Source organism: Solwaraspora sp. WMMD792, from assembly GCF_029626105.1.
Lineage (GTDB): Bacteria > Actinomycetota > Actinomycetes > Mycobacteriales > Micromonosporaceae > Micromonospora_E.
In genome coordinates, this window is record NZ_JARUBH010000009.1 from 1,132,343 (window position 1) to 1,145,449 (window position 13,107).

Annotated in this window: 7 protein-coding genes; 5 read left to right on the top strand and 2 right to left on the bottom strand. The window is 68.8% G+C overall.

The window, feature by feature from the left end:
* Positions 1–58 precede the first annotated feature (58 nt).
* Positions 59–2,050: a 1-deoxy-D-xylulose-5-phosphate synthase gene (gene dxs / locus O7629_RS06730; protein WP_278168163.1), complete on the top strand. Its 1,992-nt coding sequence runs from the start codon at positions 59–61 to the stop codon at positions 2,048–2,050.
* Positions 2,051–2,352: 302 nt separating this feature from the next.
* On the opposite strand, the gene O7629_RS06735 is transcribed toward dxs, so the two are convergent.
* Together O7629_RS06735 and O7629_RS06740 are read right to left on the bottom strand one after the other, a co-directional pair.
* On the bottom strand, positions 2,353–4,890 hold the full coding sequence (locus tag O7629_RS06735) for a non-reducing end alpha-L-arabinofuranosidase family hydrolase (protein WP_278168165.1): 2,538 nt from the start codon (positions 4,888–4,890) through the stop codon (positions 2,353–2,355).
* A gap of 776 nt (positions 4,891–5,666) precedes the next feature.
* A complete protein-coding gene (locus O7629_RS06740; RefSeq protein ID WP_278168166.1) occupies positions 5,667–7,787 on the bottom strand; it encodes a cellulase family glycosylhydrolase in 2,121 nt (706 codons plus the stop codon).
* A 479-nt stretch (positions 7,788–8,266) separates the two neighbouring features.
* Between O7629_RS06740 and O7629_RS06745 the strand changes: the two genes are divergently transcribed.
* The 4 genes from O7629_RS06745 to O7629_RS06760 all read left to right on the top strand — a co-directional run bounded on the left by O7629_RS06745 (position 8,267) and on the right by O7629_RS06760 (position 12,812).
* Positions 8,267–9,322, top strand: coding sequence for a LacI family DNA-binding transcriptional regulator (locus O7629_RS06745; RefSeq protein WP_278168167.1), 1,056 nt, complete (start codon positions 8,267–8,269; stop codon positions 9,320–9,322).
* 74 nt (positions 9,323–9,396) lie between these two features.
* On the top strand, positions 9,397–10,800 hold the full coding sequence (locus O7629_RS06750; protein ID WP_278168168.1) for a hypothetical protein: 1,404 nt from the start codon (positions 9,397–9,399) through the stop codon (positions 10,798–10,800).
* Between the two features lie 81 nt (positions 10,801–10,881).
* A complete protein-coding gene (locus tag O7629_RS06755; protein WP_278168170.1) occupies positions 10,882–11,568 on the top strand; it encodes a response regulator transcription factor in 687 nt (228 codons plus the stop codon).
* Between the two features lie 68 nt (positions 11,569–11,636).
* Positions 11,637–12,812, top strand: coding sequence for a HAMP domain-containing sensor histidine kinase (locus O7629_RS06760; protein WP_278174434.1), 1,176 nt, complete (start codon positions 11,637–11,639; stop codon positions 12,810–12,812).
* The last annotated feature ends 295 nt before the right edge of the window (positions 12,813–13,107 follow it).

The window sequence follows — 13,107 nt, forward strand, 5'->3', positions numbered from 1 at the left end:
CCGCCGGGTAGCCGCCCAGCGCCGCACATTGACGCGCGCCGGGCAGTTGGGAGCGAAATTGAGCCAGGTAGAGGCAGGATCCGACGGCCGCTTGCTGGCCACCGTCCGCACACCTCAGGACGTCAAGCGGCTCTCCGCCGACGAGTTGGCGGTGCTGTCCGCCGAGATCCGTGACTTCCTGGTCGCCAAGGTGTCCCGCACCGGCGGGCACCTGGGGCCCAACCTCGGTGTGGTGGAGCTGACCATCGCCATGCACCGGGTCTTCGACTCACCTCGGGACCGGTTCCTGTTCGACACCGGTCACCAGGCGTACGTACACAAGATTCTGACCGGCCGGCAGGCCGCCTTCGACCAGCTCCGCCAGCGCGGTGGCCTGTCCGGCTATCCGAGCCAGGCCGAGAGCGAGCACGACCTGATCGAGAACTCGCACGCCTCCACCGCGCTGTCCTACGCGGATGGTCTGGCCAAGGCGTACGCGTTGCGCGGCGAGGCGCGCAGCGTGGTCGCCGTCGTCGGCGACGGGGCACTGACCGGCGGCATGTGCTGGGAAGCGCTGAACAACATCGCCGGTGCCCGCAACCCGCTGGTCATCGTGGTCAACGACAACGGCCGGTCGTACGCGCCGACCATCGGTGGTCTGGCCGACCACCTGGCGGCGCTGCGGCTGAACCCGGGCTACGAGAAGGTCCTCGACCTGGTCAAGGACACCCTCGGCGCCACCCCGATGGTCGGCCGGCCGATGTACGAGGTGCTGCACGCGGTCAAGAAGGGCATCAAGGACGCGGTCGCGCCGCAGACCATGTTCGAGGATCTCGGCATCAAGTACGTCGGCCCGATCGACGGGCACGAGCTGGCCGCCGTCGAGTCGGCGTTGCAGCGGGCCAAGGGTTTCGGCGGGCCGGTCATCGTGCACGTGGTGACCCGCAAGGGGTACGGCTACCGGCCGGCCGAGGAGGACGAGGCCGACTGCCTGCACGGTCCGAGCAGCGCTTTCGATGTGGAGACCGGCAAACTGCTGGCCGCCCCGGCGGTGAAGTGGACCCATGTCTTCGCCGACGAGCTGGTGGCGGTCGCCGACGAGCGGCCCGACGTCGTCGGGATCACCGCGGCGATGGCCGAACCGACCGGTATCGCGTCGCTGGCCCGCAAGTACCCGCACCGGGTGTACGACGTCGGTATCGCGGAGCAGCACGCCACCACCTCGGCCGCCGGCCTGGCGATGGGCGGGCTGCACCCGGTGGTCGCGGTCTACGCGACGTTCCTCAACCGGGCGTTCGACCAGGTGCTGCTGGACGTGGCGATGCACAAGCTGCCGGTGACCTTCGTGCTGGACCGGGCCGGGGTGACCGGCCCGGACGGGCCCAGCCACTACGGCATCTGGGACATGTCGGTCTTCGGGGTGGTGCCAGGGCTGCGGATCGCCGCTCCTCGGGACGCGGCGACCCTGCGTGAGGAGCTACGCGAGGCGGTGGCGGTCGACGACGGCCCGACCCTGGTGCGCTTCCCGACCGGTTCGGTCGCCGCCGACCTGCCGGCGCTACGTCGGGTTGGCGGGGTGGACGTGCTGGCCGAGTCCGACCGGCGCGACGTGCTGCTGGTCGCCGTCGGCGCGTTCGGACACCTCGGCGTCGACGTGGCGGCCCGGGTCGCCGAGCAGGGCTACGGGGTGACCGTGGTCGACCCGCGCTGGGTCCGTCCGGTCGCCGCCGAGCTGGTCGAGCTCGCCGCCGCGCACCGGCTGGTGGTCACCGTCGAGGACGGGGTACGTACCGGCGGTGTCGGGGACGCCGTTGCCAAGGCGCTGCGCGATGCCGACGTGCCGGTGCCGCTGCGTGATCTTGGCGTACCGGCCGACTGGCATCCGCACGGCAGCCGGACGCAGATCCTCGCCGATCTGCGGCTGACCGCGCAGGACGTGGCGCGCGACGTGACCGGCTGGATCTCCGGGCTGGACGATCCGGACAATGATCCGCCGGCCGGCACGGGCTTTGTCGGTGACGTTCCCGGCGAAAGGTCCACCACTCGACGTGGTGCCGGCCGGCGCAGCTGAGCGTCGAGTCAGTCGCTCGCGCACCGGTTCCCGCGAGCTCAGTCTGACGAAGCCTGACGGCGTGGGAACCCGCATGACCCTCACCCGGCCGGTATGACGGTCATGCGGGTTCGCTCGACAGCCGCGCCTGGGGATCCCAGCGAACGGCTGTCGTCCGGGGTTGATCCACTACGCCCTATCGACTCGACACGCCGACACTGAGTCAGCTGGGCCGCATCCGATCACGCCTCACCGTGCGGCATGACGGGCGGGCCCGGCGTGAATGCCGGGCCCGCCTTGTCATGGTGTGGTGTGGGCGTCGGTCAGCGTTGCAGGGTCAGCACGCCCGGCCGGTAGGGCAGCAGGCCGTAGTCGCCGCCGGAGTTGGGGTCACGTCCTTGGTAGAGCATTTGGAGGTTGCAGGGGTCGATGGTCATGGTCTGGTCGGCGTTGGTGCGGATGAGTTCGCCGTGGCTGATGTCGTTGGTCCAGGTGGCGCCGCTGTTGGCCTTTCCGGCGAAGGGGTTGTTTTCGCTGGTGGCGTTCGGGGTCCAGGTGCCGCCGAGGTTGGTGGCGGTGAAGGAGCGGAAGTAGCGGCCCTGGGAGCCGATGGCTTCGACGATCATGAGGTAGCGCTGTTGGCCTTGGAGTTTGTAGACCTGGACGCCTTCGAAGAGGTTGTTGGTGCTGTCGGTCATGATGGTGGTGTAGTTGGAGCCGAAGCTGCCGGGGAAGTTGCCGATGGGCATGCTGGCGCGGTAGATGCGGCCGTTGTCGCCGGCGAAGAAGAGGTACATGTTCTGGTCGTCGCCGATGAGTGCTTGGTCGATGGGTCCGGTGCCGGAGTTGCTGATGCTGCCGGTGAACAGGGTCTGGTGGGCGGACCAGCTGTTGACGTCGGCCGGGTTGGTCGACGTCCGGTAGGAGAAGGCGGGGCCGCCCCACTGGTAGGCCAGGACCCACACGTTGCGCGGCGCGAAGTAGAACAGGCTGGGTGCGACGGCGGAGAAGGGCATGGCGTTCTGGCTGGCGGAGCCCATCTGGTTCCAGTTGGAGAACAGGCCGAAGTTCATCGAGCCCCAGCTGGTGCCGTAGTCGTGGTTGGTGGCGTAGACGAGGTGTTGGCCGTTGTAGGGGGCGTGGGTGAAGTCCTTGAGGGACACCCAGCCGGAGCGGGGTTGGGCGAGTGCGCCGGTGGAGGTCCAGCGGTACGTCGACGGCAGATTGCAGGCCGGCGGTGCGGTGGTCGGTGGCGGGGTCGTCGGCGGCGCGGTCGTCGGCGGAGCGGTGGTCGGGTTGGGGTTCGGATTGCCGCCGACCCGGATCAACTGCCACTGCTGGTTGGCGCCGCCCCAGTCGTCGTACTGCACGACGGCGCCGCCGTCGGCGGTCGACGCGCCCTGGACTTCGAGGGCCTTGTTGCTGTGCCGGCTGATCAGCCGGATGTAGCCGCCATCGGAGTTGGCCACCCGCCACTGCTGGTTGGTGCCGTTGAGGTCGCTCCACTGCACGATGGCCGCGCCGTTGGCGGTGGACCAGTTGTAGACGTCGAGCACCTTGCCCGAATGCCGGGCACGTAGCCGGTAGTAGCCGCCGCCGGAGTCGACGAACTGCCACTGCTGGTTGTTCCCACCCGACCTGGCGTACTGCTGGATGCAAGCGTTGTCAGCGGTAGACACCCCACAGACGTCCAGCGCCTTGCCGCTGTTGCGGTTCACCACCTCGTAGTACGCGCTCGGATCGATCGGTCCGCTCGGTGGTGGCGTGGTCGGTGGTGGCGTGGTCGGCGGTGCGGTGGTCGGCGGCGCGGTGGTGGGTGCCGGGGTGCCGCCGGCGTTGAGCGCGGACAGGGTCGCGTCGTACGCCTGCTTCTTGTTGCCGTTGTTGTCGAACAGTAGTGGGGTGCCGTAGCTGCGCCAGGAGTCGCTGTCGCGGATGCCCCAGACGGTGATGCCGGTGCAGCGGGCGATGGCGAGGCAGTCGTTGACGACGCCGCGGAAGGCGTTGGCCTGGCTGCTGCCGGAGCCTTCGATGTCGAGTTCGGTGATCTGTACGTCGACGCCGAGGGCGGCGAAGCTGGACAGGGTGGTGCGGTAGTTCGAGGGGTAGGGGGACTGGGAGTTGAAGTGTGACTGCAGGCCGACGCAGTCGATGGGTACGCCGCGTTGTTTGAAGTCGCGGACGAGGTTGTAGGCGGCCTGGGTCTTGGCCCAGGACCAGTTGTCGATGTTGTAGTCGTTGTAGCAGAGTTTGGCGCCGGGGTCGGCGGCGCGGGCGGCGCGGAAGGCGGCTTCGATCCAGTCGTTGCCGGTGCGTTGGAGGTTGGAGTTGCGGCGGGCGCCGGAGTTGCCGTCTTCGAAGGCTTCGTTGACGACGTCCCAGGAGTGGATTTTGCCTCGGTAGTAGGAGGCGACGCGGGTGACGTGGTTGAGCATGGCCTGGCGGAGGGCGTTGCCTTCCATCTGTTGCATCCAGCCGGGTTGCTGGGAGTGCCAGGCGAGGGTGTGGCCGCGGACGGCCATGCCGCGGGAGAGGGCGTGGTTGACGATGCGGTCGCCGTTGGTGAAGTTGAACTGGTTCTGTTGTGGTTCGGTGGCGTCGAGTTTCATCTCGTTTTCGGCGGTGACGCTGTTGAACTCCCGGTTGAGGATGTTCACGTAGGTCGAGTCGCCGAGTTTGTTGGCGGCGACGGCGGTGCCGAAGTAGCGGCCGGACTGGGCAGCGGCCGCCCCCAGGGTGCTTTCGGCCGCGCTGGCGAGATTCGGCATCAACGACACGGTCAGGACGACGACAAGCGCGGCGATGGTGGATGCCCAGAGAGTTCGGAACCGACGTCGGGCAGGACGGGTCTGGGAGATCATGCTGATCCTCCGACAGAGAAGTAGGACAATGTGTCACTCTTCAGGTGAGAGCTGGCCAGCGGCGATGCGTGTCCGTGGCCGGCGGGGGACGTTTGGTGACGCTAAGCGGACGGCCAACCACACAGGTGGCGCGGAGAGTGCCGACTGCCGTCGGCGTCGGCGTCGGCGTCGGGCACCTGAGCTAGTTGGGGGAGCCGGTGTGGGTGTTCGGGTGCCTCGGTGCTGAAGCACCATGCCGGTGAATCGGTCATATCTGCACTGTTTCGAACATGTCCTCCAAAGCCGGCTAAGTGTTAGCGTTAACACGCCAATCGATGTATCTAGATTTTCAGAAACTTCCGGAGTTGGCAAGCGGTGGATTCCGGCCATGACTGCTCGTGGTTGTCGACCGCGTTGCCCGGCCTGTCGGCCCGTGGTGCGCTCCCTGGGCCTCCTCGATCGGATCGGTGGCCTGGCTGTGCTCTCTTCTGAGCTGGACCTTCCTATCCAGCCACAGTGGATACAAGTGGCTGTTGAGGGTGTCGGCGGAGGCAGCCGAGGTGCCGCGCGGCTCTGCCTTCTCATGGGCACGCTGCCGGCGGCATTCGTCGCGCGACCCCGTCGCACTTCGAGAAAACGGCTCGAGTTACCGGAAACGTTGCGGACAGTGCGCCCGCAGTGACTGGTCAGCCGTGGGCGCCGGGCCATTGACGCCGGCAACGGGCAGACAACGGCAGGCGACATGCATCGACGGGGCCGCGACGATCCGTCGCGGCCCCGTCGAACTACGGATCAGGTCAGCTGGCCTGCCCGGTAACCGAGCTGCCGTCCTTGGTGAGGTGGTAGGTGACCTGGGTGCCACTCCAGAAGTGGAAGGTGAGGGTGACCGGGCCGTCGGTCACCTCGGCGAAGAACTCGGGCTTCAGGATGATCGTGTTCGCGTCGTAGTCGGGTTGGAAGTGGGTCCAGAACTCCTTGTACGGGGTCCAGTTGGCCGGCCCGGCGGGACTGCCGTCGGCATACTCGGCCTCCATCGTGGCGAGTTGGTCACCGTGGAACTCGGTGGGAATCGCGAACGAGTTGGTCGTGCCGGTGGCCGCTGCCTGGGTCGGTGGGTCGTAGCTGATGATGCTGATCTGCCACGGCACGCCGGCGGAGAACCGAGCCTCGATGGTGGCGTTGACCCCCTGGGTGCGGTCGCCGACCAGCCGGTTCATCGCCGGCCGGGTCAGGGTGAGGGTATCCCCGGAGACCGTGTAGTCGGTGCCGTCGACCAGTCGGGTGTCGCCCTGCCACAGGCTGCGGAACGAGAGGCCGTTGCGGTTGAGGGTGAGCGTCCTGCTGGTGACGGCGCCGGCGCGGTCCACGTAGATCTGGTCCGAGGAGGCCGTGGCGGATCGGGTCGTCAGGTTCGCCATCATCAGCTGGTAGATGCCCTGGTCCCGCCACCGCAGCTCGGGGCGGTGCAGGAAGGAGCCCGCGTCCCACAACATGGTGGTGAGGTTCCTGATCCGAGCGTGGTATCCGACGGCCTCGAAGAACTTCAGCAGTTCGCCCCGCTCGATGATGCCGGGCCGGGTGTAGTCGTAGCTGAGCAGGGCCCACTCGCCGATGACCACCGGGATGTCGCGGGAGATGAAGGTGTCGTACGCCCGATCGAAGGTGTTGAGAATGTCCTGCTCGACGTTGCTGTCGTACCGGGTGCCGCCGGCGATGTTGACGCTGAACGGCCACCAGCCGTAAAAGTGGATGGTCGCGGCGAGGTTGGGGTCGTCCAGTTCGTCGAACGTGCCGAGGAGGGCGTCCATCCGGGCCTGCTCGCCGCTGGTGTGCAAGGTGGGCAGCACCAGCAGCCGGGTGGCGTTGTTTCCGTCGGTCTGCCGTACGAGGCGGACGAATTCGACGTTGAGCTCGTGCAGTAGCTGGTCGCTCTCGGTGTCGCCGGACGTGCCGGCGAACTGCGGCTCGTTGATGCTCTCGAACACGAGCTTCCGCGAGTGGCCCCGGAAGGAGGTGGCGACCTGGGTCCAGAGGGCGCGGTACCGGTCCATGACTCCGGCGCGGTCAGTCGGGTAGGTGTTGATCCACTGCCAGGAGTCGTGATGCAGGTTGATCATCACGTAGAAGCCCTCCGCCAGTGACCAGTCCACCACCTCGTGGATGCGGTTCAGCCAGGCGGGGTCGATGGTGTAGTCAGGCGCGGATCCGTGGTGGTTGCTCCAGGTGATCGGGATCCGGATGCTGTTGTACCCCTGGGTGCGTAGGTGGTGCAGCATCGCCCGGGTCGTTCGTGGATTTCCCCACGAGGTCTCGTCTGGGATGGCGTCGAACGTGTTGCCCAGGTTCCAACCGGGCTGCATCGCGGCCACCATCGCCATCGGGTCGCCCGGCTGCGGCGTCGGCGAGACTGACGGCGAGACCGATGGCGAGACCGATGGCGAGACCGACGGCGACGGGGAGATGCTGGGGGTCGGTGTCGCGGTGGGGCTGACGTTCCCTGTGCAGGCGACGCCGTTGAGTGAGAACGCGGTGGGCGGGGTGTTGCTGGTCGACCAGGCTCCGTTGAAGCCGAACGAAACCGTCGCGTTGGTGGCGATGGTCGCGTTGTAGCTCATGTTGGTCGCGGTGACCTGGCTGCCCGCCGAGGTGACCGTCGCGTTCCAGGGATGGGTCACCCGCTGGCCGGACGGGAACGTCCAGGCCAGATCCCAGCCGTTGATCGGGTCACCGAGGTTGGTGACGTTCACGTTGGCGGTGAAGCCACCTGGCCACTGGGCCGAGACGGCGTAGGCCACCCGGCATCCGGCCGCGGCCTGCGCGCTGGTGGTCACCACCACCCCGGCCAGCAGTAGTGCGGCCATTCCACCTGCGACGACGCTGGCCCGCCAGGGGATCTTCCGGACGCTGTGCGAACTCATCAGGAAACTCCATATCGCTGTCGATGTATCTCGCTGGGGAGGAGCCAGGGCGTAGGGCGGTGTCGACGGCCCAACCCATGGCGGGGTGCCTGTCGGACGGTGCGCAGGCGGCCGGAGGCGGCCTGTCGGACGGTGCGCAGGTGGATGAGGCGGTGTACGGAGGTTGCCCTGCCTCCGCGACAAGCGTGAGCTCCCGCCGGAAACTATCGGTCATCAGAGCTCGAAAGTTTCCTTGGCGAACGTTACAGTTTCTACTGATCGGCGTCAACGGTCGTCGATGTCATTGGCTTCGGGTGGGGGCGCCATCCGCCGAGCGGCCAGGGACGGATCGTGGCGTCCTGCGGCTACGACGCGGGTCGATGCCCGATGGCGCCGAGGCTATCCTTACGCTGAGCGGAGACCCGGCCGCGCTGGCGGCGGCGTGGCTCGGGTGAGGCGGCTCGGGCGGTGACCGCCCGGTTGGCAGGAGAGGGGCCAGGTTGGCAGACGTCGAGTCGGGCGAACCGGTCACCGAACTGGGCCAACTGCTCGGCGACCCGTCGCGACCGGTGACGATCGCCGCGATCGCCGAGTCGGCCGGGGTGTCGATCCCGACCGTCTCCAAGGTCATCAATGGTCGGTCCGGCGTCGCGGCGGACACCCGGGCCCGGGTCGAGGCATTGATCAGCCAGTACGGATACCGCCGGCCGTCGCCGGTCACCCGGAGCAACACGATGGAACTCGTCTTCGACCAGATCGAGGACATGTGGGGGCTGCAAATCATCCGCGGTGTCGAACGGGCGGCCCGGCAACAGCGCGTCGGTGTCGTCCTGACCGAGTTCGGCCCGGAGCGCAACGCGATCCGATACTGGATCGACGGCACTCTCGCCCGCCGCCCGGACTGCCTGGTCAGCGTTGCCCAACTGGACGAGGAGCAGCGCAGCCAGCTACGGGCCCGGGGGATTCCGTTCGTGGTGTTCGACCCCACCACCGCGCTGCCCGACGACGTACCGTTCGTCGGCGCGACGAACTGGGCCGGCGGCCGCTCCGCCACCCGCCACCTCATCGAACAGGGGCACCGCCGGATCGCGATGATCGCCGGCCCGGAACGGGTTCTGTGCTGTCGTGCCCGGCTGGACGGCTATCGCTCCGCCATCGACGCCGCCGGTCTGCCCGCTCAGCCGGACCTGATCGTCCATGCCGGGCTGAACCGGGAGGACGGCGAGGCCGCCGCGCGGGAGCTGCTGGGGCGTCCCGACCGCCCCACAGCCGTCTTCGCCTGCAACGACCTCCAGGCACTCGGTGTGTACCAGGCCGCGCGAAAGGCCGGGCTGCGCATTCCGTCGGATCTCAGCGTGGTGGGCTTCGACGATCTGCCGTTGGCTGAGCTGGTGGATCCTCCGCTGACCACCATCCACCAACCACTGGTCGAGATGGCCACCACCGCCACCGAGTTGGCTCTCGCGCTGGCCCGTGGCGAAAAGACCAGGCAGATCGGGCTGGAGCTGGCGACGACCCTGACGGTACGGCAGAGCACCGCACCGCCGGCACCCTGAACCTGTGCACGTAGGCTCGGCCCAGGTGCGAGCAGGGTGGCACCGGGTGGTTACCGAAGGCCGCGAGGGTACGGATGGACAAGGGCGAGAACAACCTTGGCGACGGACCACTGATCGATCTCGGCGAGGTCGGCCGTGCCGGCCGGTCCCAGCCATCGACGGCGGACCGCTGGGCGGTCGGGGCCACCACCGTCACGGGGGCACCGGCGGCGCGCCGCTGGCGCTCCGCGGCAATCCTGACCATCGCCGTACTGGCCACGGTCGCCGGCGCCGGGCCGTTTCCCGCGCTGCCGGACCCGGCCTACCTCGAGGTCGGTTTCGAAGCCCAGCTGGTGCTCGACGGCGACCTGCTGTTCGTCTTCGACGGTGCGCTCGGCGGGGACCCGGCCGACAGCAGCACCGGCGGTCAGTCGATCGCCGCCTACGAGGTGCCCGGCGGCGACCTTCGCTGGCAGGTCCCGGTACCGGAGCACGGTGACGGGCTGCTTCGCCGCGAGGTGATCGGTATGCAGCCCGTCGGCGACCTGCTGCTGGTCGGCTCCGTCGACCTGGCCGGAGTGCTGCGCACCGTCGCCGTCGACACCGCCGACGGGTCGGTGCGCTGGTTGGCCGACGGCCAACTGGTGGGTGCCACCTCGGACGGCTCGGTGGCCCTGTGGAGCCTGCTGAGTGTGGTCGACCCGGAATCCCAGGAAGCGGTCCGGGCCGGGGTGACAGTGCAGGTCGTCGAGACCGGTTCCGGGCGTACCCGCTGGGCCGCGACGACCTCGGCGCAGGGTGAGTTCGTCTACCGATTCGACGGCGACCGGCTCGCCGAGGTGATCGAACTCGAGTCCGGCGACCGGGTCCGGGTCCGCGACGCGCGGACCGGGCAGGTGCATACCGCCGGGAGGATCGAGACGGAGCAACCGGTGGAGCCGTGGCGCAGCTGGGCGGTGGCCGACGTGCTGGTGAGGGCGACCGACGACACCCTGTCGGCCTTCGACCTGGACGGATTGACCCTGCGATGGTCGGTGCCGGCAGCACCGCCCAACGGCATCACCTCCTGCGCGTCGCTGCTGTGCGTCACTCATCCGGGTGGCGGGGTACGTGGGCTGGAACCGACCGACGGTGTGACCCGGTGGGTCAACGACGACTGGGACCTGGACTCCGCGTTCGGCCGCTACCTGCTGATCGCCCCGGGCCGACAGGCCGGACTGCCGTCGACGCTGCGGCTGGTGGTCGATCCGGCCACTGGCGAGCCGGTGACATCCGACCCGTACTGGGTGCCGTTCGCCGTCACCGGCGACGGCTGGCTCGGCCTGCGGCACGATCGCTTCCAGCCGGCGGTGTGGGTGGCCCGGATCACCCCGGGCGCACCGCGCCCACGGGTGGTGCTCCGGTTGGCCGACGCGAGGGACAGTTGCCAGGCGAGCGCCGAGGCGCTGGTGTGCCGACATGTCAGTGGCGGACTCGGCATCTGGCGGTTGCCCGACTAGTTTCGGCGTCACCCCTGCGGTTTCACGCAGGCTTAACACCGTGGCACGCAGGGTGGGAACCGACGTTGACAGGAGGCGGTCGTGCGGGTACTGGTGGTCGAGGACGAGCGGAACCTCGCCGACGCGATCGTCCGTGGGCTGCGTCGGCAGGGCATGGCGGTCGACGTGGCGTACGACGGCTCCGCCGGACACGAGATGGCCTTCGTGACCCGCTACGACGTGGTGGTGCTCGACCGCGACCTGCCCGGCGTGCACGGTGACCAGATCTGCGCGGACCTGGTCGGCTCCGGCGCTCTCACCCGGGTGCTGATGCTGACCGCCAGCGGCACCGTCGCCGACCGCGTCGAAGGTCTGCAGTTGGGCGCCGACGACTACCTGCCGAAGCCGTTCGCGTTCACCGAGCTCGTCGCCCGGGTGCAGGCCCTCGGCCGGCGGGCCACCCCGGCGGCCCCGCCGGTGCTGACCATCGCCGACCTGACCGTCGACCCCGCCCGCCGGGTGGCCACCCGGGACGGCCAGCCGGTCGACCTCACCCGCAAGGAGTTCGGCGTGTTGGAGGAGCTGGTCAAGGCGCGCGGCGCGGTGGTGTCCAGCGAGGAGCTGCTGGAGCGGGTCTGGGACGCCAACACTGATCCGTTCACCACCACCGTACGGGTGACGGTAATGACGCTGCGCCGCAAGCTCGGGGAACCTCCGCTGATCGAGACCGTGGTCGGTGCCGGGTACCGGGTCGCCGGACCGGAGCTGCCCGACGAGGCGTACCAGTGAACCGGCTGCCCGGATCCGCCGCCCCGGCGGCGTCGACGGCGGGTTCGCCGGGTCGACGCTGGCCGACGCTGCGCACCCCCCGGCCGACCCTGCGGCTGCGGCTCACCCTGTTCAACGCCGTCCTGTTGGTCGGCTCGTTGGCCGTCTTCGTCCTGCTCGCCTGGCTGCTGGTCACCGACGCGCTGCGCCCGGCGGACCAGCTCGTGCCCGGGACCACCGTGGTGCTCGCCGACGGTCGCGAGCTGGACGCGGCCGCCTGGCAGGACGGGATCGTCGAGCGGGCGTCCCGTGAGCTGCTGGCCAAGGCGCTGGTCGCGCTGCTGGCGATCAGCGTGGTCGGGGTGGTCGGTGCGTACGCCGTCGTCGGTCGGGCGCTGCGCCCACTGCAGCAGGTGACGTCGACCGCCCGGCGGCTCGGCGAACAGACCCTGGACCAGCGGATCGGCTACTCCGGCACCGGTGACGAGGTGGCCGAGCTCGCCGCGACCTTCGACGACATGCTGGACCGGCTCAGCGCGTCGTTCGAGGCCCAGAAGCGGTTCGTCGCCAATGCCTCCCACGAGCTGCGTACCCCACTGGCGGTGATGCGCACCGAGATCGACGTGACGATGGCCGACGACACCGCCGACCTGGCCGAGTACAAGCGGATGGCGACGGTGGTCCGGGACGCGTCGGAGCGGGCCAACGGGCTGTTCGACGCGTTGCTGGTGCTGGCCAGCAGCGAGGCGCAGTCCGGCCGGCGGCTGGTCCGTAAGGTGCCCCGGGACCTGGCCGAGGGGGTCTGCGCGGCGTTGTCGGCCGTCCAGGCTGAGACCCGCCGGTTGAAGCTGGACGTGCGTACCGCCCTGGATCCGGCAGTGGTGGTGGGTGACCCCAGCCTGCTGGACCGGTTGGCCGGCAACCTGATCGAGAACGCGGTGCGCTACAACCACCTGCACGGCCGGCTGTGGGTGCGTACCGGCAGCCACGGCTCGCACGTCTACCTGCTGGTCGGCAACACCGGCTTCGAGGTGGACCAGGCCGACGTGCCGGGCCTGTTCGAGCCGTTCCGCCGGGGCGGCCGGGAACGGACCGGAGCGCGCGGATCCGGCCTGGGCCTGTCGATCGTGCGGGCAGTGGCCGACGCACACGGCGGCACCGTGTCCGCGGTGGCCCAGCCCGGGGGCGGGCTTGAAGTCACCTTGATGTTGCCGGCTGCTGACACGCCACTGCCGGTGGCTGCCTCGCCGGTACGTCGGAACTGACCTGCCACCGCGCCCTGACCCTGCGGCCCGCTTGCCGGGGCCCGGTGTCAGCAATGTTCACTTGACTCCATCGGTTTGACTTTGGGTTCGACAAATATGATTGCCGGAACCGGTTATGTGAATCATCTTCTCGAATCAACAGGTGTTGCGGTGCTGGCCGGTCATTTGGGGCGAAGTGGTCGGTTGGTGGGGTCGGGCGTCGTGGAAATTGCATCGGGGTGAAGATGTTGGTCGGCTTTGCTGACAAATTTTGTGTCTAGCCAAGGTGGTTGGGGTTGTCCTACCATTGAATTGG

Coding starts and splice junctions, on each gene's coding strand:
- O7629_RS06750 (WP_278168168.1), top strand. CDS start 9,397: ATGGACAAGGGCGAGAACAACCTTGGCGACGGACCACTGATCGATCTC.
- O7629_RS06740 (WP_278168166.1), bottom strand. CDS start 7,787: ATGAGTTCGCACAGCGTCCGGAAGATCCCCTGGCGGGCCAGCGTCGTC.
- O7629_RS06735 (WP_278168165.1), bottom strand. CDS start 4,890: ATGATCTCCCAGACCCGTCCTGCCCGACGTCGGTTCCGAACTCTCTGG.